This is a genomic window from Amycolatopsis iheyensis (genome assembly GCF_024703995.1).
Taxonomy (GTDB): Bacteria; Actinomycetota; Actinomycetes; order Mycobacteriales; family Pseudonocardiaceae; genus Amycolatopsis; species Amycolatopsis iheyensis.
Genome location: NZ_JAMXQV010000013.1, coordinates 1 through 21677 on the forward strand (window position 1 = coordinate 1; position 21677 = coordinate 21677).

General features: G+C 71.1%; 23 protein-coding genes. 16 read left to right on the forward strand and 7 right to left on the reverse strand.

The annotated features are described in order from the left end of the window. Positions 1-519, forward strand: a 519-nt coding sequence (locus M8542_RS23845) for an HNH endonuclease signature motif containing protein (protein WP_257922449.1), incomplete at its 5' end; no start/stop codon positions are given. A gap of 553 nt (positions 520-1072) precedes the next feature. On the opposite strand, the gene M8542_RS23850 is transcribed toward M8542_RS23845, so the two are convergent. Further along, positions 1073-1552 (reverse strand): hypothetical protein, encoded by a 480-nt coding sequence (locus M8542_RS23850; protein ID WP_257922450.1) that lies wholly within the window; start codon positions 1550-1552, stop codon positions 1073-1075. Positions 1553-1615: 63 nt separating this feature from the next. On the opposite strand from M8542_RS23850, the gene M8542_RS23855 reads away from it, so the two are divergent. From M8542_RS23855 to M8542_RS23865, 3 genes are all read left to right on the forward strand, one after another. Next, on the forward strand, positions 1616-2863 hold the full coding sequence (locus M8542_RS23855) for an aspartate aminotransferase type Ic (protein WP_257922451.1): 1248 nt from the start codon (positions 1616-1618) through the stop codon (positions 2861-2863). Positions 2864-2979: 116 nt separating this feature from the next. Further along, entirely contained in the window at positions 2980-3948 is a 969-nt protein-coding gene (locus tag M8542_RS23860) for a ferritin-like domain-containing protein (protein ID WP_257922452.1), read from the forward strand. 79 nt (positions 3949-4027) lie between these two features. Continuing rightward, positions 4028-5128, forward strand: coding sequence for an FAD-dependent monooxygenase (locus M8542_RS23865; protein ID WP_257922453.1), 1101 nt, complete (start codon positions 4028-4030; stop codon positions 5126-5128). On the opposite strand, the gene M8542_RS23870 is transcribed toward M8542_RS23865, so the two are convergent. Next, entirely contained in the window at positions 5115-6161 is a 1047-nt protein-coding gene (locus M8542_RS23870) for a LacI family DNA-binding transcriptional regulator (protein ID WP_257922454.1), read from the reverse strand. The two genes, M8542_RS23865 and M8542_RS23870, sit on opposite strands and share 14 nt — an antisense overlap. 161 nt (positions 6162-6322) lie before the next feature. Between M8542_RS23870 and M8542_RS23875 the strand changes: the two genes are divergently transcribed. From M8542_RS23875 to M8542_RS23890, 4 genes are read left to right on the forward strand one after another with little or no spacing between them, the layout of a single operon-like run. Next, the gene (locus tag M8542_RS23875; RefSeq protein WP_257922455.1) at positions 6323-7591 is read left to right on the forward strand and encodes an ABC transporter substrate-binding protein; all 1269 of its coding nucleotides are present in this window, start codon (positions 6323-6325) and stop codon (positions 7589-7591) included. Further along, the gene (locus tag M8542_RS23880) at positions 7591-8511 is read left to right on the forward strand and encodes a carbohydrate ABC transporter permease (protein WP_257922456.1); all 921 of its coding nucleotides are present in this window, start codon (positions 7591-7593) and stop codon (positions 8509-8511) included. The genes M8542_RS23875 and M8542_RS23880 overlap by 1 nt, the downstream gene beginning before the upstream one ends. A 9-nt stretch (positions 8512-8520) precedes the next feature. After that, on the forward strand, positions 8521-9405 hold the full coding sequence (locus tag M8542_RS23885) for a carbohydrate ABC transporter permease (RefSeq protein ID WP_257922457.1): 885 nt from the start codon (positions 8521-8523) through the stop codon (positions 9403-9405). A gap of 16 nt (positions 9406-9421) precedes the next feature. After that, positions 9422-10786 carry a GH1 family beta-glucosidase gene (locus M8542_RS23890; protein WP_257922458.1) on the forward strand — a complete coding sequence of 455 codons (1365 nt, stop codon included), beginning with the start codon at positions 9422-9424 and terminating at the stop codon, positions 10784-10786. A gap of 1 nt (position 10787) precedes the next feature. Here the strand turns inward: M8542_RS23890 and M8542_RS23895 are convergent, their stop codons facing one another. Further along, a complete protein-coding gene (locus tag M8542_RS23895) occupies positions 10788-12584 on the reverse strand; it encodes an AMP-dependent synthetase/ligase (RefSeq protein WP_257922459.1) in 1797 nt (598 codons plus the stop codon). A gap of 127 nt (positions 12585-12711) precedes the next feature. On the opposite strand from M8542_RS23895, the gene M8542_RS23900 reads away from it, so the two are divergent. From M8542_RS23900 to M8542_RS23925, 6 genes are read left to right on the forward strand one after another with little or no spacing between them, the layout of a single operon-like run. Beyond that, positions 12712-13122, forward strand: a complete 411-nt coding sequence (locus tag M8542_RS23900) for a polyketide cyclase / dehydrase and lipid transport (RefSeq protein ID WP_257922460.1) — start codon at positions 12712-12714, stop codon at positions 13120-13122. Between the two features lie 14 nt (positions 13123-13136). Continuing rightward, on the forward strand, positions 13137-13931 hold the full coding sequence (locus M8542_RS23905; protein ID WP_257922461.1) for a metallophosphoesterase family protein: 795 nt from the start codon (positions 13137-13139) through the stop codon (positions 13929-13931). Between the two features lie 27 nt (positions 13932-13958). Next, a complete protein-coding gene (locus M8542_RS23910; protein WP_086678751.1) occupies positions 13959-14393 on the forward strand; it encodes an SRPBCC family protein in 435 nt (144 codons plus the stop codon). Positions 14394-14397: 4 nt separating this feature from the next. Then, positions 14398-15525: an ArsA family ATPase gene (locus M8542_RS23915; protein WP_257922462.1), complete on the forward strand. Its 1128-nt coding sequence runs from the start codon at positions 14398-14400 to the stop codon at positions 15523-15525. Further along, positions 15522-15965 carry a hypothetical protein gene (locus tag M8542_RS23920; protein WP_257922463.1) on the forward strand — a complete coding sequence of 148 codons (444 nt, stop codon included), beginning with the start codon at positions 15522-15524 and terminating at the stop codon, positions 15963-15965. The genes M8542_RS23915 and M8542_RS23920 overlap by 4 nt, the downstream gene beginning before the upstream one ends. A gap of 15 nt (positions 15966-15980) precedes the next feature. Further along, the gene (locus tag M8542_RS23925) at positions 15981-16919 is read left to right on the forward strand and encodes an ROK family protein (RefSeq protein ID WP_257922707.1); all 939 of its coding nucleotides are present in this window, start codon (positions 15981-15983) and stop codon (positions 16917-16919) included. A 1-nt stretch (position 16920) separates the two neighbouring features. On the opposite strand, the gene M8542_RS23930 is transcribed toward M8542_RS23925, so the two are convergent. Further along, positions 16921-17397: an SMI1/KNR4 family protein gene (locus tag M8542_RS23930; protein ID WP_257922464.1), complete on the reverse strand. Its 477-nt coding sequence runs from the start codon at positions 17395-17397 to the stop codon at positions 16921-16923. A gap of 26 nt (positions 17398-17423) precedes the next feature. Here M8542_RS23930 and M8542_RS23935 point away from each other — a divergent pair, with 26 nt between their 5' ends. After that, entirely contained in the window at positions 17424-18266 is an 843-nt protein-coding gene (locus M8542_RS23935) for an NUDIX domain-containing protein (protein ID WP_257922465.1), read from the forward strand. On the opposite strand, the gene M8542_RS23940 is transcribed toward M8542_RS23935, so the two are convergent. Genes M8542_RS23940 through M8542_RS23950 form a run of 3 tightly spaced genes read right to left on the reverse strand, consistent with a single transcriptional unit; the run spans position 18263 to position 20695 of the window. Continuing rightward, positions 18263-19402 (reverse strand): glutamate--cysteine ligase, encoded by a 1140-nt coding sequence (locus M8542_RS23940; protein WP_257922466.1) that lies wholly within the window; start codon positions 19400-19402, stop codon positions 18263-18265. The genes M8542_RS23935 and M8542_RS23940 overlap by 4 nt on opposite strands. Positions 19403-19412: 10 nt before the next feature. Then, positions 19413-19931 (reverse strand): hypothetical protein, encoded by a 519-nt coding sequence (locus M8542_RS23945; RefSeq protein ID WP_257922467.1) that lies wholly within the window; start codon positions 19929-19931, stop codon positions 19413-19415. Continuing rightward, positions 19928-20695, reverse strand: a complete 768-nt coding sequence (locus M8542_RS23950) for an alpha/beta hydrolase (RefSeq protein WP_257922468.1) — start codon at positions 20693-20695, stop codon at positions 19928-19930. Before M8542_RS23950 ends, M8542_RS23945 begins: the two co-directional genes overlap by 4 nt. Positions 20696-20904: 209 nt before the next feature. Between M8542_RS23950 and M8542_RS23955 the strand changes: the two genes are divergently transcribed. Further along, positions 20905-21666 (forward strand): lysophospholipid acyltransferase family protein, encoded by a 762-nt coding sequence (locus M8542_RS23955; protein WP_257922469.1) that lies wholly within the window; start codon positions 20905-20907, stop codon positions 21664-21666. Positions 21667-21677 lie beyond the last annotated feature (11 nt).

The following is a 21677-nucleotide window of genomic DNA, read 5'->3' on the forward strand; positions in this document are numbered from 1 at the left end:
ACCCCCGACCTGCCCACCCAAGCCGGCGAACGAGCCCACGTCATGGTCACCATCCCCCTGCAGAACCTGACCTCCGGCCTCGGCACCGCCCTGCTGGGTGACACCGGCACGATGAGCGCGGCCGAAGCCCGGATCCACGCCTGCGACTGCAAACTCATCCCCGCCGTCCTGGACAGCGCCAGCGCCCCGCTGGACCTGGGCCGCGCCCGTCGCCTGATCCCCACCAACCTCCGCAACGCCCTCTACCTGCGTGACCGCGGCTGCGCCTTCCCCGGCTGCCACCGCCCACCACGGCATTGCCAGGGTCACCACATCCGGCACTGGGCCGACGGCGGCCCCACCGACCTGAACAATCTGGCGTTGATGTGCGCTCACCACCACCGGCTCCTGCACCGCTCCGGCTGGGAAGTCCGCATCGCGGCCGATGGGCTTCCAGAGTTCCTACCGCCGGTCTGGTTGGACAAGCGCCGGCAACCCCGGCGCAACAACCTCCACCAACCCATACCCACCGCAGCCTGACAACCGAACACGGGACAGGCCCGCAGCCAACCGGCTACGGGCCTACACCCACGCGCTCAAATCAACACACGCAGCCCGCCCACGTCCATCGCAAGATCGCACCACCGCTCACTCGCAAGAACGCCACCCCGGCACCTAACCCAACCACCACACCGGGCCACGCCACCAAACCAGCGCCCACCCAACCCCAGCGCCCACCAACCACCGCACCGGGCCACGCCACCAAACCAGCGCCCACCCAACCCCAGCGCCCCCCAACCACCGCACCGGGCCACGCCACCAAACCAGCGCCCACCCAACCCCAGCGCCCACCAACCACCGCACCGGGCCACGCCACCAAACCAGCGCCCACTCAACCCCAGCGCCCGCCAGCCACCGCACCGGGCCACACCCCATCTCGGCGCCCACCCGCACCGGCAACCAACTTCAATGTCCACCAGCCACCACACCAGGCCCCGTTGGACCGGCCATGACCGCGGCCAGGCAGCCATCTCAGGCGCGGCCGATCACTGCCCAAACCAGCCGAAACGCGCCCCGCCGAACCCGAAGCGGCCTACCCATCCCAAACAGAAGCACCCTGCCGCAGCACCTCGACCCCGGCCGAAGCCGCGACCGGCCACAGCTCCACCACGTACCGGTAATGCTCCCCGTACTCGTGGTCGTTCCAGTCGACCGAAGGCGGCCCAGCCGGCACATACGAAACCCGCGCCCGGTACAACCCCGGCAACACCGAAAAGAACTTTTCCTGCGACGGATAGTCCGCGGGCCCGGAAATCACGATCTTCCCGCTGGGAACCGGAAGATCTGCTTCCACCACGTGTTCCGCGTCCAAAATCAACCCGGGTGCCGCCGGGAGCAGTGTCACCGACGACTCGACCAGGTCCGAACGTGCCGTGGCCACCGCTATCCCGCCCGGCTCTGGCCCGATCCGGTGAGATTCCACGGCCAGGGCCGTCCAGTCGCTTCCGTTCAGCCGGGAACCCGAGTCGCGCAAAGAGAACTGTCGCTGGTCGGCGTGGACTACCAGGTGCACACCAACCACCCTAGCCAGGACCCGGCCCGAAATGGTATCGACGCCGGGGTTAGCGTTGACGCCATGACCACTGCTTCCGTCGACGTCGACTCCGCCCGCCGCGACTACGCGGCCCTGGTCGACCGCGGCCTCTCCCTCGACATCACCCGCGGCAAGCCCTCCCCGGAGCAGCTCGACCTCGCGAACGGCCTGCTCGACCTCCCCGGCGATGGCGCCTTCAAGGCCGAGGACGGCACCGACGTCCGCAACTACGGCGGCCTCAAGGGCCTGCCCGAGCTGCGCCGCATCTTCGCGGGCGCGCTGCAGGTCCCGGCCGGGCAGCTGCTCGCCGCCGGCAACTCCAGCCTCGAGCTGATGCACGACGCCGTTGTCCAGGCGCTGCTCTCCAAGTTGCCCGGGGCCGAGCGTCGCTGGGCCGACGAGCCCACCCTCAAGTTCCTCGCGCCCGTTCCGGGCTACGACCGGCACTTCGCCCTCACCGAGCGCTTCGGCATCGAGCTCGTCCCGGTCCCGATGACCGCCCAGGGGCCGGACATGGACGCCGTCGAGACGCTGGTCGCCGAAGACTCTGCCATCAAGGGCATCTGGTGCGTCCCCAAGTACAGCAACCCCACCGGCGTCACGTTCAGTGACGACGTTGTCCGGCGGCTCGCCACCATGCGCACCGCGGCGCCCGACTTCCGGATCTTCTGGGACAACGCCTACGCCGTGCACCACCTGACCGAAGACGAGCCGGCCCTGGCCGACGTCCTCGCCCTCGCCACCGAGGCCGGGAACGGCGACCGCGTGTTCGTCTTCGGCTCCACCTCCAAGATCACCTACGCCGGCGCCGGCGTCGGCTTCTTCGGCGCCTCCGAGGCCAACCTCGCCTGGTGGGTCGGCAACATCGGCAAGCGCACCATCGGCCCCGACAAGGTCAACCAGCTGCGTCACGCCCTCTTCCTGAAGGACGAGGACGGCGTCCGCGCCCACATGCGCAAGCACGCCGAGATCATCGGGCCGAAGTTCGCGGCCGTCGACCGCATCCTCACCGAGGAGCTGGGCGACTCCGGCCTGGCGACCTGGACCAAGCCGACCGGCGGGTACTTCGTGTCGCTGACCGTGCCCAAGGGCACCGCGAAGGAGGTCGTGCGCCTGGCCAAGGAGGCCGGGGTCGCGCTGACCCCCGCCGGGGCGACCCACCCGCACGGCAGCGACCCGGACGACGCCGTGATCCGGATCGCGCCGACCTTCCCGACGCTCGACGTCGTCGAGGAGGCCGTCCGCGCGCTCGCGGTGTGCGTCCGGCTGGCCGCCGCCGAACGCGCCTGACCTGCACGAACAGAATCGGGAAGAACTTTTTCCCGATTTGACCGAGCCGGGGGCCGTCCAGGTACGTATCACCGTTGGGTGAGGTGGACGAACTCGTCACGAGAGGACGTCCCCCGGTGTTCGGAAAACGCTACACAGAGCAGCTCATCGAGCGCAGCGCGGAGAACGCGACCGACCGCCGCCGCTTCCTCAAGGCTGCGGGAGCGGCGGGGCTCGGCGTCGCGGGCGCCGGTGCGCTCGGCACCGCGCTGTCGCTGGGCCTCGGCTCGGCGGGCGCGACTTCGCAGTACCCGCAGCAGAACGCGCAGGACGCCGCCGCCAGCGACGCCGCGGTGCTGAACTTCGCCCTCAACCTGGAGTACCTCGAGGCGAACCTGTACTCCTTCGCCGTCTACGGCTACGGGCTGAACGAGAAGTACGTCAACGGCGTCGGCAACCTCGGCAAGGTCTCCGGCGGGCACGCCGTGAAGTTCAAGAGCGAGCACACCAAGCAGATCGTCCAGGAGATCGCCGGTGACGAGGTCGCCCACGTGACCTTCCTGCGCAAGGCGCTCGACAAAGCCGCCGTCGCGCAGCCCGAGATCGACTTCCAGAACAGCTTCACCGCCGCCATGCAGGCCGCGGGGCTGATCAAGCAGGGCCAGACCTTCGACCCGTTCGCCAGCGAGAACAACTTCCTGCTCGCCGCGTTCCTGTTCGAGGACGTCGGCGTGTCCGCCTACAAGGGCGCCGCGCCGCTGGTCAACAACAAGACGTTCCTCGACGCGGCGGCGGGCATCCTCGCGGTCGAGGCCTACCACGCGGGCATCGTGCGTGGGCAGCTGTTCGAACGCGGCCTCGGCGACGTCACGAACAAGATCTCCGACGCCCGCGACAGCCTCGACGGCAAGGCCGACGACGACGAAGGCGTGCTCAAGGACGGCAAGGCGAACCTCGTCCCCGCGGACGCCAACGGCATCGCGTTCGGGCGCTCGGCCGACCGCGTGCTCAACATCGCCTACCTCAACCCGGACAAGGTGAACTCGGGCGGCTTCTTCCCCCGCGGCCTCAACGGCGACATCGCCGCCAGTGGCGCCAAGGAGTGAGCGCCGCGTGCCGCCGTCACGGTAACGTCGTGCTCGGCGGCACGCGGAGTTCACGGTGGAGTCTTCTGGGGGGAGCACGGTGCGAGTACTGGTCGCGGGTGGCGGGATCTCCGGCACGGTCACGGCGATGGCGTTGAAGCGGGCCGGGCACGACCCGGTCGTCTTCGAGGCCTACCCGGCCGGCGGGGACGACATCGGCGCGTTCCTCACGATCATGCACAACGGCATGGACGCCCTGCGCGCGATCGGCGCCGACGGTCCGGTGATCGACAGTTCGTTTGCCGCCCACGGCGTCGAGCTGGTTGCCGCGAACGGGGAAACCGTGGGGCGGCGCGAGTTCGGCACCGACGGGCCACGCACGATGACCCGCGCGGCGCTCTACCGCGTCCTGCAGGTCGAAGCCACGCGCCGGGGCGTCCCGATCGAACGCGGCCGGCGTCTGGTCGGCGCGAAGCCGGACGGTACCGGCATCGCGGCCGAATTCGCCGACGGCACCACCGAAACAGGTGACGTGGTGGTCGGCGCGGACGGGTTGCACTCGATGGTCCGGAAGCTGATCGACCCGGACGCCGACGCACCGCGCTACACCGGACAGACCATCGTCTGGGGGTACACGCGTGCGACGGGGCTGCCGCCGGCGGCCGGGATCTACCGCATGGTCCGCGGCAGCAAAGCGGCCTTCGGGTTCACGACCGCCCCGGACGGCGCGACGTTCTGGTTCGCCCGCATCCCCGACGCCGAGCGCTCCCGCGAGGCGATCGCGGCGGTGACCCCCGCAGGGTGGCGCGAGTTCGCGCAGGCGGCGTTCGCCGGGGAACCGTTGCCCTGCGCGGACATCATCGCGGCGACCGGTGACGAGGTGTTCGGCGGCCACTCCTACGACGTCCCGCGGACGCGGCTCTGGTCGACGCCGGAAATGGTGCTCGTCGGCGACGCCGCGCACGCCGCGGCCCCGGCCGACGCGCAGGGTGCGTCGATGGCGATCGAGGACAGCGTCGTGCTCGCGCAGTGCCTGCGCGACCTGCCGGACCGGGCATCGGCTTTCGCGGCGTACGAAGGACTTCGGCGCGAGCGCGTCGAGAAGCTGGTCGCGTCGAGTTCGGGTCAGGACGTCGGCGAGAAGCCGGGCTGGGTCTACGCGCACCACATCGACTGGGACGCGAAGATCACCGCGCGGTAGCGCCGCACGAGTCGCGGACCACCAGTTTCGTCGGCAGCCGCACCGGTTCCGGCGCCGTCGCGTGCTCGATCATCGCCAGCAGCGCGCCCGCCGCCGCCGTGCCGAAGCCCGGCTTGTCCTGCGCCACCGTGGTCAGCGCGGGGTCGACCAGGGACGCCACCTCGATGTCGTCGAAGCCGACCACCGCCAGGTCGGCCGGCACCCGCAGCCCGGCCGCGCGGGCCGCCAGCAGCGCGCCGACCGCCATCTCGTCGCTGGCCGCGAACACCGCCGTCGGCGGGTCCTTGCGCGCCAGCAGCCGCCGCATCCCGACGAACCCGCTCTCGCGGTAGAAGTCGCCGGTGACCACGTAGTCGTCGCGGGCCGGCAGGCCCGCTTCGGCCAGCCCGCGCAGGTAGCCGTCGGTGCGGGCGGCCGCCGGGGCGTTGCCGCGCGGGCCGGTGATCGTCGCGATCCGGGCGTGGCCCAGCCCCGCCAGGTGCCGGACGGCTTCGGCGGCGCCGGCGGCGTTGTCCGAGGTCACGTAGGTCGCCCGCGGGCCGGACAAGGCCACGTCCAGCGCGACGCACGGCAGCCCGGACTGGGCGAACGTGGTGAACGCGTCGGCGTCGGTCCCGCTGTCGATCAGCACGAGCCCGGCCAGATGGTGGCGCCGGGTCATGCCGACGTAGGCGACCGGGTCGGCCAGCGACACGCCCGGGTTGCGGTGGCGCGCGTCGTCGCTCGTGGCGAGCAGCAGCAGGTGGTAGCCGTGCGAGCTGAGCGCGGACTTGAGGCCCAGCAACAGGTCCTGCAGGAACGGGTGCCGCCAGCCGGGCCGCCGGTGGTCGGTGTCCCAGACCAGCCCGACCATCGTCGACTGCTGCCGCGAGAGCGCCCGCGCGGACTCGTTGGGGGAGAAGTCGAGTTCGCGGGCCACCCGCTCGACGCGTTCGCGGGTCGTCGCGCTGACCGTGGCGGGCCGGTTGAACACCCGCGACACGGTGGCGACCGAGACCCCGCAGAGCTGCGCGACCTCGCGAGCCGTGACCATGGCCGACCTCCGATCCTGTAACCGGTTACATCTGTAGCACATGATCTCTGGCTGCGTAAATGCCAGGTCGTGTTATGTATTCGTTACTTGACGAATGGTGGCTGGGAGCGCTCTCATAGGTCCCGCGTTTTCCGACCGGCCCGTAGAACAACGGAGATCTCATGCGCCCGAAAACGACACCGCGCCTCGTCCTGGCGCTCGTCTGTGCCGCTGTCACCGTCTTGAGCGCCTGCGGGAGCAGTGACGCCGGCGGCGGCAAGGTCAAGCTGAGCCTCGGCCTCTTCGGCAACTTCGGCTACACCGACCTGATCAAGGAGTACCAGGCCGCGCACCCCGGCATCGAGATCAACGAGCGGACCGCGTCCTACTCCGACCACCACAAGAACCTCGCCGCGCACCTGGCCACCGGCGGTGGCGCCGCGGACATCGAAGCCATCGACACCGGCTACGTCGCCCAGTTCAAGGCGACGCCGGACAAGTTCGTCGACCTCAACACCGTCGGCGGCGACAAGCTCAAGGACCGCTGGCTGGGCTGGAAGTGGTCGGCCTCGCTGGGCAAGGGCGGCCAGCAGATCGGCTACGGCACCGACGTCGGCGGCCTGGCCATCTGCTACCGCCGCGACCTGTTCCAGGCCGCCGGGCTGCCCGCCGACCGCGACGCCGTCTCCGCGCTCTGGCCGACCTGGCAGGCGTTCTTCGACGCCGGCAAGCGCTTCCAGGCCAAGGCCCCGAACGGCGTCAAGTTCATGGACGGCGGCCCGACCGTGCTCAACGCGATCTTCGGCCAGGCCCCGGTCGGCTACTACGACCAGAGCGACAAGCTCGTCGTCGACAGCAACCCGGCGCTGCGCACCGGCTGGAACCAGGTCGTCGACGCCGTCAAGGCCAACCTGAGCGCCGGCCTGCTCTACAGCACGCCGACCTGGAACACCGGCTTCACCCAGAGCCAGTTCGCCACCGTCACCTGCCCCGCCTGGATGATGACCAAGATCAAGGACCAGGCGCCCGACACCGCGGGCAAGTGGGACGTCGCGGCCGTGCCCGGCGGGGGCGGCAACTGGGGCGGCTCGTACCTGACCGTGCCCAAGCAGGGCAAGCACACCAAGGAAGCCGCCGAGCTCGCCGCCTGGCTGACCGCGCCCGAGCAGCAGGCGAAGGTGTTCACCAGCCAGGGCCTGCTGCCGTCGACGCCGTCGCTCTACGACGACCCGAAGATCACCGGCTACACCAACCCGTTCTTCAACAACGCGCCGGTCGGCAAGCTCTTCACCGACGCCGCGAAGAAGCTGAACCCGCAGTACCAGGGCCCCAAGGCCGGTGACGTCCAGACGGAGTTCGGCAACGCGATGCAGCGCGTCGAACAGGGCAAGCAGGACGGCGCGGCGGCGTGGCAGCAGCTGGTCGGTGACGTCGCGAAGCTGCAGAGCTGATGAGTTTGACCTTCGCCGACCGGCGGCACAAGTGGGACGTCAAGCTGTCACCGTTCGGCTTCATCAGCCCGTACTTCCTGATCTTCGGCGTCTTCGGGCTGTTCCCGCTGCTCTACACCGCCTGGGTGTCGCTGCAGAAGCGCAACCTGATCGACGCCGAGAACGCGAAGTTCATCGGCTTCGGCAACTACGAGCAGCTGCTGTTCCACGACCCGTACTTCTGGAACTCGATGGGGAACACGGTCAGCCTGTGGCTGCTGACCACGATCCCGCAGATCCTGTTCGCGCTGGGCGTCGCGCACCTGCTCAACCGCCGGCTGCGCGGCCGGACGCTGTTCCGGATGGGGATGATCCTGCCGAACATCACCTCGGTGGCGGCGGTGACGATCATCTTCGCGCAGCTGTTCGGCCGGGACTTCGGCCTGGTGAACTGGGTGCTGAGCTGGTTCGGCGGCGGCCACGTCGATTGGCAGGCCGGCACGGCAAGCTCGCACACCGCCATCGCGGCGATGGTGGTGTGGCGCTGGACCGGGTACCACGCGCTGATCTTCCTGGCGTCGATGCAGGCGATCCCCTCGACGATGTACGAGGCCGCCACGCTCGACGGCGCGAAGGGGTGGCAGCAGTTCTGGCGGATCACCGTGCCGCTGCTGCGGCCGCAGATCATCTTCTCCACGGTGATCGCGACGACCGGGAACATGCGGCTGCTCGCCGAGCCGCTGCTGTTCAACCCCGGCACCGCGGCGGCCACCGGCGGCTCGGACCGCCAGTTCCAGACCGCCGCGCTCTACCTCTACGAACAGGGCTTCACCAAGTACGACTTCGGCTACAGCTCGGCGATCGCGCTGATCCTGGCCGTGGCCACGATGCTCGTCGCGGGTCTGTCGTACCTGGTGACCCGGCGCATCCAAACGGACTGAGGAGCGGACATGACCACCGTGCTGACCTCGGCGCCCGCCGCGGCGCCGAGCCCGCCCGGCCGGGCGCGGCGGCTGGTCCGGCGGGCCACGAGCCCGTGGACCTACGCCGCGCTGATCGCGGTCCTGGCCGGCTCGGCGTTCCCCGTGTACTGGTCGTTCGTCGTCTCCTCGCAGACGACGGAAGCGGTCGGCAGCGTGCCGCCGGTGCTCGTGCCCGGCGGGCACCTGTTCGAGAACATCGCGCGCGTCTTCGACGAGACGGACTTCGCGCTGGCGCTCGGGAACTCGCTGATCGTCGCGGGCACGATCACCGTTTCGGTGGTGCTGTTCTCGACGCTGGCCGGGTTCGCCTTCGCCAAGATGCGCTTCCGCGGCCGGACGTTCCTGTTGCTGCTCGTGGTCGCCACGCAGGCGATCCCGACCGAGCTGGGGGTCGTGCCGCTCTACATGATGATGGCCGACTTCGGGTGGGCCGGGCAGCTGCAGGCGGTGATCGTGCCCGGCCTGGTCACCGCGTTCGGCGTGTTCTTCATGCGCCAGTACTTCGACCGCGCGCTGCCGCTGGAGCTGCTGGAAGCCGGCCGGATGGACGGCTGCGGCTCGCTGCGGCTGTTCTGGCACGTCGCGCTGCCCGCGGCCCGGCCGGCCGCGGCGGTGCTCGGCCTGTTCACGTTCATGCAGGCGTGGAACGACTTCTTCTGGCCGCTGGTCGTGCTGGTGCCGGAGAACCCGACCGTCCAAACCGCACTGTCCACCTTGGCCAGTGGCTACACCACCGACTACACGCTCGTCCTCACCGCCGCCACCATCGGCACCGTCCCCGTCCTGCTCGTGTTCCTGCTGTTCGGCCGCCAGATCGTCGGCGGCATCATGCAGGGCGCGCTCAAGGGCTGACCTCCCGGAGAGCACCGTGACTGCCAGCTTCCCACCCGGTTTCCGCTGGGGTGTCGCCACCTCGGCGTTCCAGATCGAGGGCGCGACGACCACCGACGGCCGCGGACCGTCCATTTGGGACACCTTCGCCGCGGTCCCCGGCGCGGTCGCCGGGGGCGACACCGGCGAGCCCGCCGCCGACCACTACCACCGCTGGCCCGCCGACCTCGGCCTGCTGGGCGACCTCGGCGTCGACTCCTACCGGTTTTCGGTGTCGTGGCCGCGGATCCAGCCGTCCGGCAGCGGCCGGGCCGAGCCGCGCGGCCTCGACTTCTACCGGCGGCTCGTCGAGGGGCTGCGGGAGCGGGGGATCGAGCCGTTCCTGACGCTCTACCACTGGGACCTGCCCCAGGCCCTGGAGGACAACGGCGGCTGGCGGTCCCGCGACACGGCGGCGCGGTTCGCCGAGTACGCCGCGCTGGTGCACGAGCGCCTCGGCGACGTCGTCGACCACTGGACGACGCTGAACGAGCCGTACCCGTGCGCGGTCGCGGGTTACGGCGAAGGCCGGCACGCGCCGGGCGCGAAGGAGGGCGACGGCGCGCTGGCCGCCGCGCACCACCTGCTGCTCGGGCACGGCCTGGCCGTCCAGGCGATGCGGGCGCGGGCGACCCCGCAGCACCAGTTCGGGATCGTGCTCAACCAGTCGCCGGCGGTGCCGGTGACCGACTCGGCCGCCGACGCCGCGGCGGCCGCGCGGCAGGACACACTGCTGCGCCGGCAGTTCACCGACCCGCTGTTCGGCGGCCGGTACGCGCCGGGCCTGGCGGCGATGTTCGACGGCGTCTCGGAGTTCGCGTTCCGCCGCGACGGCGACCTGGAGACGATCGGCGTCCCGCTCGACTACCTGGGCGTGAACTACTACTACCGCGTGCACGTCGCCGACGCACCGCACCGCGAGCCGGAGCCGGCGCTGCGGACCGTGGCCGACATCGGCGTGGACACTTCGCGGCTGCCGGACGTCCCGCGCACGGGGATGGGCTGGCCGGTCGAGCCGGAGGGCCTCACCGAAGCGCTGGTGGGCCTGCACAACCGCTACCCGGCGCTGCCTCCGCTATACGTCACCGAGAACGGCTGTGTCTACCCGGACCGAAGCGACTTCGCGGACTACGAGCGCATCACGTTCCTGAGCGAGCACATCGAGGCGGCGCGAACGGCGGCGATGGCGGGCGTCGACCTGCGCGGTTACTTCTGCTGGTCACTGCTGGACAACTTCGAATGGGCGCACGGGTACAAGCACCGGTTCGGGCTGATCCACGTGGACTACGCGACGCAGGCGCGGACGCCGCGGGCGAGTTACCGCTGGTACCGCGACTTCATCGCGGCCCAGCGGCTCGGCTGACCTACTTCTTGTACAGCCCCTCGATGTCGTTGGCGTAGTTCTTGGTGACCACGTTGCGCTTGAGCTTCAGGCTCGGCGTGATCTCCCCGCCGGCCTCGGTGAAGTCGTTGGCCAGCACGGTGAACTTCTTGATCGCCTCGGCCTTGGACACCATCTTGTTCGCCTCGTCGACCGCGGCCTGGATCTCGGCGAGCAGGTCGGCGTCCGAAGCCAGCTCCGCCACCGTGGCGGCCGCGGGCTTGCCGTGCTGGGACTTCCACGCCGGGAAGTACTCCTCGTCCACCGTCACCAGCGCCGCGATGAACGGGCGCTGGTCGCCGACCACCATCGCCTGGCTGACCAGCGGGGCCGCCTTGATGGTGTCCTCGAGGCCGGACGGGGCGACGTTCTTGCCGCCCGCCGTCACGATGATCTCCTTCTTGCGGCCGGTGATCTTCAGGAACCCGTCGGAGTCCAGCTCGCCCAGGTCGCCCGTGTGGAACCAGCCGTCGGTCAGCGCCTCGGCCGTCGCCTGGGGGTTGTTGTAGTACGCCCGGAACACGACGTCGCCCTTGAGCATCACCTCGCCGTCGTCGGCGATGCGGACCGACGTGCCGTTGACCGGCTTGCCGACCGTGCCGACGCGGAACGCCGTCTGGGTGTTGACGTTCGCCGCCGCGGACGTCTCGGTGAGGCCGTAGCCCTCGAACACCGGGACGCCGATGCCGCGGAAGAAGTGCGCCAGCCGGGCGCCCAGCGGCGCGCCGCCGGACACCGCCGCGACGCAGCGGCCGCCGAGGGCCGCGCGCAGCTTGCCGTAGACGAGCTTGTCGAACACCAGGTGCTTGGCCTTCAGGCCGAACCCGGCGCCGCCGTTGTCCTGCGCCTGGCTGTACTCGACCGCGACCGCCTCGGCGGCGTCGAAGATCTTGCCCTTGCCGTCGCCGTGGGCCTTCTGCTTCGCCGAGTTGTAGACCTTCTCGAACACGCGCGGCACGGCGACCACGAACGTCGGCCGGAAGGTGCCCAGGTCGGCGACCAGGTTCTTGACGTCCGGGGTGTGCCCGAGGGTGACGCGGGCGGTCAGCGCCGTGACGGCGATCGCGCGGGCCAGCACGTGCGCCAGCGGCAGGAAGCACAGCAGCGAGTTGCCCTGCTCCATCAGCTGCGGGAACGCCTCGATGTCGGCGCGGATCTCCGCCAGGAGGTTGCGGTGGGTCAGCTCGACGCCCTTGGGGCGGCCGGTGGTGCCCGAGGTGTAGACGATCGTGGCGAGCTCGTCGGCGCTGACCTCGCGGCGGCGCTCGTGCAGCTCGTCGTCGGACAGCGAAGCGCCGATCGCGGCCAGCTCCTCGACGGCGGGGGAGTCACCCTCGATCTGCCACGTGTGGTCCAGCTCGGTGAGCCGGTCTCGGATCTCCTCGACCGCCGCGGCGTGGCCGTTGGTCTCGACGAACACGCCCTTCGCGGCCGAGTCGGAGAGGATCCAGTGCACCTGTTCGGGGGACGAGGTGTCGTAGATCGGCACCGTCACCGCGCCCGCGGCCCAGATCGCGAAGTCGATCAGCGTCCACTCGTAGCGGGTCTTCGACATGATCGCGACGCGGTCGCCGCGGCCGATCCCGGCCTTCGCCATGCCCTTGGCCACGGCGAGCACCTGGGCGGCGAACTCCTTCGCGGTGACGTCCAGCCAGCTGCCCTCGACCTGGCGGCGGAAGCTCACCACGTCGGAGAACCGCTCGGCGTTCGCCCAGACGACGTCGGACATGTTCTCGTCGTCGGCCACCGGCTTCCCGGCGGGAGCGCTGTATTCGCGCACGTGGACCTCCGTGTTCAACGCGTGCGGCAGGCGACACCGCTGTTACCCGCCAGTCAACTTAGCGTGGTGAGCACCTTAAGACCATGCTGATCGCCGTCGCACGGCGAGGGCGTGACATTCTTCGCACGTGAACGCGCCACCCTCACTCGACATCGTCGACGAGACGTTCCTCGCCACATCCCCGGCCACCGTGGCCGCGGTGTTCGCCGAGCCGGCGTCCTGGCGGCGCTACTGGCCCGACCTGGTGCTCGAGGTCTACACCGACCGCGGCGACAAGGGCCTGCGCTGGACCGTGCGCGGCGCGCTCGTCGGTACGATGGAGGTCTGGCTCGAGCCGGTCCTCGACGGCACCCTGCTGCACTACTTCCTGCGGGCGACCCCCGCCGACGCGGCCGGGACGCCCCGGGAGCTGGCGCCACGCGACCTGCGCCGGGAGTTCGACCGGCGGGCCCGCGCGGCCAAGGAGATCGCGCTCGGGCTGAAGGAGATCCTGGAGGACGGGCGCGAGCCCGGAGTGCCTCCGCGCTTCGAAAGCTAGAAGGGGGACCAGGGGTGCGGGTACACGTCGTCTCGGACGTGCACGGCAATGTCGACGCGCTCAAGCGCGCCGGAGACGGGGCCGACGCCCTGGTGGTGCTCGGCGACCTGATCGACTTCGTCGACTACCGCGACCACGAGAAGGGCATCATGGGCGCCCTGTTCGGCGCCGAGAAGGTCGGCGAGTTCGCCCGGCTGCGCCGCGAGGGCACCCGTGACGAAACCGTTGCCTTCTCGCGGACGCTCTGGGCGAGCCTCGAAGACCCGGCCGCAGCCGTCGACGAGGCCATCCGCACCCAGTACGCGGCCCTGTTCGCGGCGATGACCGCGCCCACCTACGCCACCCCGGGCAACGTCGACACCCCGGCGCTGTGGCCCGAGTTCGTCGGCGAGGGCATCCAGGTCCTCGACGGCGAGGTGGCCGAGATCGGCGGCCTGCGGTTCGGGTTCGTCGGCGGCGCGCTGCTGCCCGACGGCGTCGTCCCGCGTCGTCGCAAGGGCGCCGCCTGGCGTCCCTACCTGCGGGATCGCGAGGACTACGACGCCAGTGTGGCCGCGCTCACCGAGGTCGACGTCCTCTGCACGCACGGCCCGCCGGCGCTGCCGGAGCTGGTCTACGACGTCGTCGCGCGCCGCGGCGAGATCGGGTCGACGGCGCTGCTCGACCTCATCCGCGCCCAGCGGCCGCGCTGGGCGGTGTTCGGCCACGTCCACCAGCCCCTGGCGGCCCGTGCCCGGGTCGGGCTGACCGAGTGCCGTAACGTCGGTCACTTCAAGGAGACCGGGCAGCCCTACGTGCTGCGCTGGTGACCGACCGCGGCGGCTACGCTTCGTCCCATGGCCGAGCAGTCCACACAGTCCATCGAGGTCGACGCCGAGCCCAGCCGGGTGATGGCCGTGATCGCCGACTTCCCCGCGTACCCGGAATGGGCCAAGGCCGTCCGGCAGACCGAGGTCCTCGACACCGACGGTGACGGGCGGGCCAAGCAGGTCAAGCTCACCCTCGACGCGGGCCCGATCAAGGACGTCTACACGCTCGAGTACGACTGGGACGGCGACGGCCTCGGCGTGAGCTGGCACCTGGTCAAGGGCCAGATGCAGAAGGCCCAGAACGGCCGGTACGCGCTGGAGGACCTCGGCGGCCGCACCCGCGTGACGTACACGCTGTCGGTCGAGCTGGCGCTGCCGATGATCGGGCTGCTGCGCCGCAAGGCCGAGAAGATGGTCATGGACACCGCGTTGAAGGAGCTCAAGAAGCGGGCCGAGGGGTAGCCGCGTGCGGATCCTGCTGTTCACCGGCAAGGGGGGTGTCGGGAAGACCACGCTGGCCGCGGCCACCGGCGCCGCCCTGGCCGCCCGCGGCAGGAAGACCCTCGTCGTCTCCACCGACCCGGCGCACTCGCTCGGCGACGCCTTCGGGCACAGCCTCGGCGCCGAACCGTCCGAAGTGGACGCTCTGCTGTCGGCGGTGCAGATCGACTCGCGGACGCTGGTGGACACCACGTGGCACCGCCTGCGGGCCGAGCTGCAGACCGCGCTGTCCGGCGCGGGGCTCGACACCCTGGACGCCGAAGAGCTGACCGTGCTGCCCGGTGTCGACGAGCTGCTCGCGCTCACCGAAGTCCGCCGGCTAGCCGAAGAAGGGCCGTGGGAGACCATCGTCGTCGACTGCGGCCCGACCGCCGAGACGCTGCGGCTGCTCGCCCTGCCCGAGGCCGTCTCGGGATACCTGGCCCGGGTGTTCGGCCGCCGCGTCACCGACTCCGTGCGCCGGCTCGGCACCCACCTCGACGGCCTGCGCGCACTGCTCACCGAACCGTCGGTGACCACCGTCCGGCTGGTCCTGACGCCCGAGCGGGTGGTCGTCGCCGAGGCGCGGCGCACGCTCAGCTCCCTGGCCCTGCGCGGGATCGCCGTCGACGGCCTGATCGCCAACCGGCTGATGCCCGCGCCCGGGTTCTGGCGCGGTGGCGCGGCGTCGTGGCTGCGCACCCGCCGCACGCAGCAGGACGCCGTGCTGGCGGAGCTCTCGAAAGCCGGGTTCGAGGCGGTGTCGCGCGTCGAGCACCGGGCCGTCGAGCCGGTCGGGCTGCCCGCGCTGCTGGAGATCGCCACTGAGCTCTACCGCGACCGCGACCCGCTGGCCGGCGACGGGACGCCCGTCACGCCGCTGCTGCGCGTGCGGCCGGCGCCGGACGGGTACACGCTGCGCATCGCGATCCCGCTCTCGCGGGACGCCGAGGTCGACCTCGCCCGCGTCGACGACGACCTGGCGATCACCGTGGACGGCTTCCGCAGGCTCATCGCCCTGCCGGAGTCGCTGCGGCCGTGCCGGATCACCGGTGCGGAATCCGACGCCGACGGCCTGGTCGTGAGCCTGGCCGGGAACCGGGGACGCGGGTGAGCGAAGAGGACGAGGCGGCCGGGCCGCGGCTCGCGGAGGAGATCCGCCTGCTCGTGGAGATGGTCGTCGAGAAGGCGGCGCCGTGGCTGGAGGGTGTCGTGGCCGCCGGCCACGGGGACCCTGACCAGGCGAAACCCGACGGTTCGGCGTGCGGGTGGTGCCCGCTGTGTGCGATCGTCGCCGTGGTGCGTGGTGAGCGTCCACCGCTCGAGGCAATCTTTCCCGCCGAGAGCGCATCGACACAGTTCGCGGCCCGCTTGCTGGAACAGCTGGCCCAGCTCGTGGCGTTGCTCCGAGCGGTGCTCGCGGACCGCTGGGAACCGGACGAGGGCGTGCACATGCCCGGGTTCCGGCCCGCGCCGCGGCCCCCGGCGGACGCCTCGGTGTCGGTCCGGGTGCAGCACATCGCCGTCCGCAGGCGCGACGAGTGGGAGAACTGAGTGCGGACGATAGGGGTGGACGTCGGCGGGACGAGCGTCCGGGCCGGCGTGGTCGACGAGCGCGGCTCCCTGCTCGACACGGCACGCGTCGCGACGCCGAGTGAAGAGGGCGCCCTCGAGGACGCCATCGCGGGCGTCATCGAGGACCTGCGCAACCGGCACGAAGTGGCCGGGGTGGGCCTGGCCGTGGCCGGGTTCGTGGCCCGCGACCGCCGGTCGGTGATGTTCGCGCCGCACCTGGCGTGGCGTGGCGCGCCGGTCGCCGACCGGATCGAGAAGCGCGTCGGCCTGTCGGTGCTGCTGGAGCACGACGTCAACGCGGCGATGGTGGGCGAGCACCGCTTCGGCGCGGCTCGGGGTGCCCACGTGGCGGCGCTGGTGGCGCTGGGCACGGGCATCGGCGCCGGACTCCTGCTGGACGGCAAGCTGTTCCGCGGTGCGTACGGTGTGGCGCCCGAGCTGGGGCACCTGACGGTGGTCCGCGGCGGCCGGCCGTGTCCGTGCGGCAAGTACGGGTGCTGGGAGCGTTACTGCAGCGGAACGGCGTTGGCGGCGACGGCGGTGGAGCTGCTCGCGCGGCACCCGGGGCGGTCGACGGTGCTGGCCCCGCAGGTGGCGGGGGATCCGGGTTCGGTGACCGGCCGCCGGGTGGCCGGCGCGGCCCGTGATGGTGACCCGATCGCGCAGCTGGCGATGGCCGAGCTGGCCAAGTGGCTGGGTGAGGGCCTGGCGCTGGTGGCGGACGTGTTCGATCCGGAGATCATCGTGATCGGTGGGGGAGTTTCGGAGTCCGCGCCGCTTTTCCTGGACGAGGCTCGGGAGCACTACGCCGGGGCGATCACGGGGGCTCGGCACCGGCCGCTGGCCCGGATCCGGACCGCGCACCTGGGTGATGACACGGCGATCGTGGGCGCGGCGGCGCTGGCCCTCGAGGCGGCGAAGACCCCGGTCTGACTCACTCCTCAGGAAAGCTCCCCGACGGCACCAGCCCCTCGACGAACGCCCGGAACGTCGGCGCCAGCGCCAGTTCCGACTCCAGCTCCACGTCGAACCACCCCACGGATGGCTCCGAAGATCGCCGGTAGTCCAGTGCGACCCAGGTGTGCCCGTCGCCGGACAACACGACCAGCCGGCGAGGCAGGTCCCACTCGGTGCTCAGGTACGGCGAATCCAGGATCGACAACCGCCCGCCCACGCCGAGCAGCTGGTCGAACGGCACGTGGGTGTCGCTGTACGACGTCGGCTTGCTCGTCGGGAAGGCGTCGAAAGCACCGGCCACCGTGCCGCCGTTGCGCAGGCCCAGCAGCTCGCCCAGCTCGATCGGCAGCCGGACGCCCAGCTCACGGCCGGCGTGCGCGAACTCGCGGGCGGACAGCGGCTCGCCGGGGCCGCGGTCCCAGAACGTGGGCTTGAGCTGATCGAACCGGGTCACCCGCGAGAGTGTGACAGGCTGGCCGGGTGAGTGTCCCCTCCGCCAGTGTCTTCGTCCGCTGCTCCTGCGGGCACCTGCACTGGGGCCGCTACGGTGCCGCCGGGCTGCTGCTCGTCGACCCCGCGCGCGGGGTCCTCCTGCAACGGCGGGCCTGGTGGGTGCACCACGGCCGCACCTGGGCGCTGCCCGGTGGTGCCATCGAGGCCGGCGAGACCGCGCGAGGAGCCGCCGCGCGCGAGGCGTTCGAAGAAGCCTCTCTCCCCGCCGAGTCCTTCCGCGCGGTCTCCGCCTCCGTGGTGGACCATGGGGAGTGGAGCTACACCACCATCCTCGCCCTGGCCGACGGGGCCGAGGCGCGGGTCGCCAACACCGAAAGTGCGGAGGTGCGCTGGGTGGACCCCGACGACGTGCCGTCCTACCGGCTGCACCGCGACTTCGCCGCCGCCTGGCCGGACCTGCGCGACCGCGTCGGGCAGGAGCTGGTCCTCGTCGTCGACGCCGCCAACGTCGTCGGCTCGCGGCCCGATGGCTGGTGGCGGGATCGGCACGGCGCCGCCGAGCGCCTGCGGGACCAGCTCGCGAAGCTCGCCGAGGCCGGCGTGCCCGACCCCGGCGACGCCGCGATCACCTGGTGGCCCCGGATCGTCCTGGTCGTCGAGGGCAAGGCCAAGCACGTCACCGGAACCGAGGGCGTCGAGGTCGTCGCCGCGGACACCGACGGCGACTCGAAGATCGTCGAGGTCGTCGCGCAGCAGACCGGAAAGACCCTCGTCGCGACGGCTGATCGGGAGCTGAGAAGGCGCGTCGAAGCCCTTGGTGCGTCGATCCTCGGCCCCGGGACGCTGCGCAGCCAGCTCGACGAGCTTTAGCCCTTCACGATCCCGTCGCGCATCTCGGCGACCAGCGACGCCATGACCGCCTTGAGGCTGCCCTTGTGCGACTCGGCGACCGCGCGCTGCCGCCGGTAGCTCGGCCCGTACTCCAGGATCGTCTCGACGTCGCGCAGCTCGGCCACGCAGTCCAGCCGCCGCGCCACCGGCTCCAGCCGGTCCAGCAGGTCGGCGACGTCGTCGGTGACCAGCCTTTCGCGCCCGGCCGCGTCCAGGATGATGATCGCGTCGGTGCCGTAGCGGGCCGCGCGCCACTTGTTCTCCTGGACGTGCCACGGCGGCAGCGTCGGGAGGATCTCGCCGTCGTCGAGGCGCTCGCTGAAGTCGTCGACCAGGCACTGCGTCAGCGCCGCGATCGCGCCGACCTCCTCCAGCGTCGGCAGCCCGTCGCAGACGCGCATCTCGATCGTGCCCAGGTGCGGGGCCGGCCGGATGTCCCAGCGGATCTCCGAAAAGTGGTCGATCACGCCGGTGGTGAACATGTCCTCGGTGTAGCTCTCCAGCTCGGCCCACTTCCGGAACTGGAACGGCAGCCCGGCCGTCGGCAGCTGCTGGAACATCAGCGCCCGGTTCGACGCGTACCCGGTGTCCTCGGCGCCCCAGTACGGCGAAGACGCCGAGAGCGCCTGCAGGTGCGGCGCGTAGTTCAGCAGCGCGTCGAGGATCGGCAGGACCTTGTCGCGGTGGTCGACCCCGACGTGGACGTGCACGCCGTAGATCAGCATCTGCCGGCCCCACCACTGCGTCCGGTCGATCAGCTTCGCGTAGCGCTCCTTGTCGGTGACCTTCTGCTGGTACCAGTTCGAAAACGGGTGCGTGCCGGCCGAGAACATCTCGACGCCGAGCGGGTCCGCGACGCCGTGCAGCACGTCGAGCGATCCGGCCAGGTCGGCCTTGGCCTCGGCGATCGTGTCGCAGACGCCGGTGATGACCTCGATGGTGTTGAGCAGCAGCTCCTGCTTGATCTTCGGGTGCTCGGCCGCGCCGTCCGGGCGCACCGCCTCGAGGATCCGCTCGGCGACCGAGGACAGCTCGCCGCTGCGGCGGTCGACCAGGCCGAGCTCCCACTCCGCGCCGACGGTCGATCGCCGCGAAGGGCTGAACTCGATGTTCATCGCGCCTGGTTCAGACCTGGGCGCCGTTGCTGGGGTCGGCGCCGGGCGGCGGCCCCTGGCGCACGCGGAGCAGCAGCAGCGCGATCGACGTCGCGAGCGCGAGGATGCCCAGCGGTGTCGCCACCGTCGGGCCCACGCCGATCGCGCCGGGCAGGATCAGCAGGAACAACCCGGCCAGGAACAGCAGCAGGATGAGGAACGCGCCCATCTTCGGCCGCGGCAACGGCGGCGGCTCCGGCGGGATGTAGTGCTCGTCGTCGCCGGCCGGGTCGTCGGAGAACATCGTCGCGTCCCACGACGTGCCCCCGGAGCGCCAGCCGGGTTCGGGCGGGTTGTCCGCGGCGGGCGGCTCGGCCGGCCGGTCCGGCGTCTTGCGGGACTCGCCCTCGGTGCTCACCGCCGTCCCGGTGGTGTCGGCGGTGTCCGCTGTGTCGGCTTCGGGCAGCCCGAAGCCGTCGGCCCGCAGGTCGGCGACGATTTCGGCGAACGTCGCGTCGACGTCCTCCGGCCCGTCCTTCCCCCGGCTCATGCGGTCTCCTCCGGCTGGGCGGCGTGCGCCTTCGCGAACTCGACGCTACGCGTGAAGATGACCTCGGCGTCGTTGTCCTGCGTCGCGACGTGGTAGCTGTTCTCGAGCACGACCTCGGTGACGTCGGCGCTCGAAATCCCGTCGAGCACGAGCCGGGAGTTCTCCGGCTCGACGACGTGGTCGACCGACGAGTGCAGCAGCAGCACCGGCTGGGTCACTTTCGCCAGGTCCGCGCGCACGACCGTCCACAGCTTCGCAAGGCTCGCGGCGGCCCGCACCGGCGTGCGCGGGTAGGCCAGCTCGGTCTCGCCCGGCTTCTTGATGTCGTTCGCGATCGCCGGCACCGACGGCACGATCTTCCCCAGCACCGGCAGCAGCTTCGTGTCCCACTTCAGCCGCGTCACCGACGGGTTGACCAGGACGATCCCGGCGATCCGGTCGCCGAACTCCTCGGCCAGGCGCAGGGTCAGCGTGCCGCCCATCGAGAGGCCGCCGACGAACACCGTCTTGCACGTCGAGAGCAGCGCGAGCAGCGCTTCGCGGACGGCGCCGTACCAGTCTTCCCACGACGTGCGGTTGAGGTCCTGCCAGCGGGTGCCGTGGCCGGGCAGCAGCGGGCAGCGCACCGTGAACCCGGCGCCGGCCAGGTGATCACCCCAGGCCCGCATGCTCGCCGGGGTGCCGGTGAACCCGTGGCAGAGCAGGAACCCGGTTTCGGCCGAACCGGTGTGGCCGAACGGTTCCGCGCCGGCGAGCACGCCCATGCGATCGCCTTCCGTGTGAGCGGTGGATCCGTCCATGCTCTCACGCCCGGCGGGGCTTGTGGGGCAGTCCCCGGTCCCGGAATTACCTGTGAGATCGATCGCGCCCGCGTGGTAACCGGGTGGTCTCCGTTGTGCGGCGGCCACCCGGGTTCGTAGGCTGTCCGGCGCGGGTGAATGGGGCTGAGCTGCGATGGAGGACTGAGGCACCGGTGCTGTACTGGCTCATGAAGTGGGTATTCATCGGACCGCTGCTCAAGACGCTGTGGCCGACCAAGGTCGTCGGCGCGGAGAACATCCCGGAGAGCGGCGGGGCGATCCTGGCCGGCAACCACCTGGCGGTCGCCGACTCGTTCTTCATGCCGCTGCGGGTCAAGCGCAAGGTCACCTTCCCGGCGAAGTCCGAGTACTTCACCGAACCGGGCTTCAAGGGCCTGCTCAAGAAGTGGTTCTTCACCGGCGTCGGCCAGTTCCCGATCGACCGCTCCGGCGGCAACGCCGCCCAGGCCGCGCTCGACACCGCGACGCGCCTGGTCAAGGCCGGTCACCTGCTCGGCATCTACCCCGAGGGCACCCGCTCCCCGGACGGCCGCCTCTACAAGGGCAAGACCGGCGTCGCCCGGATCGCGCTGGAGTCCGGCGGCGTCGTCGTCCCGGTGGCGATGATCGGCACCGACAAGGTCAACCCCATCGGCTCCAAGATGTGGTGGCCGCGCCGCCTCGAGGTCCGCTTCGGCAAGCCGCTGGACTTCTCGCGGTACGAAGGGCTGGCGGGTGACCGGTTCATCGAGCGGTCCATCACCGACGAGATCATGTACGCGCTGATGGAGCTCTCCGGCCAGGAGTACGTCGACATCTACGCGGCCAAGGCCAAGGAACTGCTGGCCGCCGAGGCTTCGGGCGTGAAGCCGAAGGTGCCGGCTCAGCCGACCGCTTCGGACGCGGCCCGGGTGCCCGAGAGCAAGGTCGGCTGACCCACTACTGT

What these genes read in the sequence shown, in the direction of transcription:
- M8542_RS23855 (WP_257922451.1), top strand. Translation starts at nt 1,616, where the DNA reads ATGACCACTGCTTCCGTCGACGTCGACTCCGCCCGCCGCGACTACGCG.
- M8542_RS23870 (WP_257922454.1), bottom strand. Translation starts at nt 6,161, where the DNA reads ATGGTCACGGCTCGCGAGGTCGCGCAGCTCTGCGGGGTCTCGGTCGCC.
- M8542_RS23875 (WP_257922455.1), top strand. Translation starts at nt 6,323, where the DNA reads ATGCGCCCGAAAACGACACCGCGCCTCGTCCTGGCGCTCGTCTGTGCC.
- M8542_RS23880 (WP_257922456.1), top strand. Translation starts at nt 7,591, where the DNA reads ATGAGTTTGACCTTCGCCGACCGGCGGCACAAGTGGGACGTCAAGCTG.
- M8542_RS23885 (WP_257922457.1), top strand. Translation starts at nt 8,521, where the DNA reads ATGACCACCGTGCTGACCTCGGCGCCCGCCGCGGCGCCGAGCCCGCCC.
- M8542_RS23910 (WP_086678751.1), top strand. Translation starts at nt 13,959, where the DNA reads ATGGCCGAGCAGTCCACACAGTCCATCGAGGTCGACGCCGAGCCCAGC.
- M8542_RS23940 (WP_257922466.1), bottom strand. Translation starts at nt 19,402, where the DNA reads ATGAACATCGAGTTCAGCCCTTCGCGGCGATCGACCGTCGGCGCGGAG.
- M8542_RS23945 (WP_257922467.1), bottom strand. Translation starts at nt 19,931, where the DNA reads ATGAGCCGGGGGAAGGACGGGCCGGAGGACGTCGACGCGACGTTCGCC.
- M8542_RS23950 (WP_257922468.1), bottom strand. Translation starts at nt 20,695, where the DNA reads ATGGGCGTGCTCGCCGGCGCGGAACCGTTCGGCCACACCGGTTCGGCC.